Raw genomic sequence first — 955 nt, forward strand, 5'->3', positions numbered from 1 at the left:
TGCCACCCGTTATCTATGCAAGGCAAAAACTGGCCGGAGATCCTCATTGGCGGTGGTACTAAAAACTGGAGGGACTACACATCCTAATGGATCTAAATACTGGCGCTTGTCTTATCGTTTCGAAAAGAGCAAAGAATACTCGCTTTAGGCGTCTACCCGGCTGTTTCACTGGCTGATGCAAGACAACGACGCGATGATGCCAAAAAGCTGTTAGCGGCGGGAATTGATCCGAGCGCTAAAAAGCAGGCTGATAACAAAGCGATTCAGGAAAAACGCAACAATACCCGCGCTTTCAAAACGGTAGCCAAAAGCTGGTTTGCCACCAAAACCACATGGTCGGAAGATTATCAGCGTTCGGTCTGGACCCGTATTGAAACCTATCTGTTTCCTGACATCGGTAACAAGGACATTGCTGAACTGGATACAGGCGATCTGCTGGTTCCCATCAAAAAGATAGAAAAGCTGGGCTATCTGGAAATCGCTATGCGGGTGAAGCAGTACGCCACTGCTGACCCTCTCGCTGAAAACGCACCAATCTGTGCTTTTGACTAATGGGCGGCGGATCAGTTGCTCCGGTTTGAAGACGGCCAACTGGTAACAAGTTTGTCTTCATCTGCTGATCGTGTATCCACGGATTGAGATGATGACAGGTATTGCGCTCTTTTTGCAGCGCACTACCTGTATCAGTAAAGTGTTGATCACTCTGACCATGAAGCTGAATGACGACAGCACTGGAGTACGAAACTATCCTGATCCGTCGTAGACCTGAGGCCATATAAGCCAGTACAGGCAAAAGCGATCCCAGTCAGAGAGTCACCGCTAATAAGAGAGTTCATGGTTATCATGCGTCATTATTTCGTTTTATGTTTTATAAAAAGGCATAATGAAAACCAGAAAATAGGGGAGTGTTAGAAATTCTGTGTCATTCCAGTAATATACAATCAAAAAGGAATGA

1 protein-coding gene and 1 pseudogene are annotated in these 955 nt (G+C 46.1%); both read left to right on the forward strand.

The features are described from left to right. Positions 1-46 precede the first annotated feature (46 nt). Positions 47-510: pseudogene (locus tag Dpoa2040_RS01070) on the forward strand (tyrosine-type recombinase/integrase); the annotation flags it as partial. 130 nt (positions 511-640) lie between these two features. After that, positions 641-763 (forward strand): hypothetical protein, encoded by a 123-nt coding sequence (locus Dpoa2040_RS18460; protein ID WP_256376369.1) that lies wholly within the window; start codon positions 641-643, stop codon positions 761-763. Positions 764-955 lie beyond the last annotated feature (192 nt).

The organism is Dickeya sp. CFBP 2040, assembly GCF_012273755.1.
Classification (GTDB): domain Bacteria; phylum Pseudomonadota; class Gammaproteobacteria; order Enterobacterales; family Enterobacteriaceae; genus Dickeya; species Dickeya poaceiphila.